Raw genomic sequence first — 961 nt, 5'->3', positions numbered from 1 at the left:
CTTAATATCCCTAAAAAGCCCGTAATAGCGATTCTGCTCATCTTGGTAGAATTTGGCCACAATAAAGGGGTGTCGGTTATTTTTAAAGGGCTTGGGCTCAAACTTGTAGATTCCGCCCTGTTGGCTCCACAAATACCGATTCCACACCCAAGTCCCCCCCTCAAACTCTTTCACCCAACTTTCTATGATGCGCGCGACTCGCTCATTGCTGTTCTTCTCATAGATAAGCTCTACATCGGGCAAAATCTGCTTCAAACTCTCTTCGTCTTTGATAAGCACCTTGTGGAAACGCCTAGCATCTAGCGCATTGGGGTGCGTGCTCATATAGTCTATCACAAAAGCCCGGGGGTCAAGGGCTTTAAGCTCAATGTCAATATAACCCTGCTCGTCTTGGATAGCCCAAAGCTCCATCACCGCTAAGCCACCCATAATCAAATCCTTATCGCGCTTGATCATCTCTTGGTCGTAATTGCGCTTTTGGCTGAAGTATTTTAATAAATCGTTCAAAAGGTCCGCTAGGGGCTTGTCTTCCTCTTGGCGGGGAGTCAATCTAACTTCTTGGATACTCTGTATTTTATAGCCTAGAATTTTATTCACAATCATTTTATAGATGTTTTCCACAATGGGGGTCTGCCCGCGCTGCTCAATGATGTTCAAAACATCGGGGGGTAACTGGTTGCCGTGGTAATAAGCTAGTGCCTGCTTGGATTCTGCAATGCTGGGCGTGTTGGCTTCTAAATCTTGTTTAAAAATCTCTTTAAGGGTGTTAGAATCTTGCATATCTGCCTTTAACACGCCCCCCAAGAAGTGTTTAAAGCTTAAAGGGCGTGATGGGCGTATCATAACTAAAAATAAAAGGGGTGACAAGGGTTAAAGCCGAAGGCTTTAATGGAGCGTAGCGGAACGCGTAGTGTTTAATGAGCAAAAGCCCCTAGGCTTTTGCAAAATGCGCTAGCATTTT

The 961-nt window shown here is 45.0% G+C and carries 1 protein-coding gene; it reads right to left on the bottom strand.

The window, feature by feature from the left end; genetic code table 11:
• Positions 1-780 (bottom strand): portal protein (locus tag FNE76_RS08055; protein ID WP_456237340.1); only part of this gene is annotated, 780 nt, incomplete at its 3' end.
• Between the last annotated feature and the right edge of the window lie 181 nt (positions 781-961).

Origin of the sequence: Helicobacter mehlei (assembly GCF_007280785.1) — a bacterium.
Lineage (GTDB): Bacteria > Campylobacterota > Campylobacteria > Campylobacterales > Helicobacteraceae > Helicobacter > Helicobacter mehlei.
The sequence above is the reverse complement of the archived record's forward strand: the minus strand, read 5'-3'. Positions and strand labels throughout refer to the sequence as shown.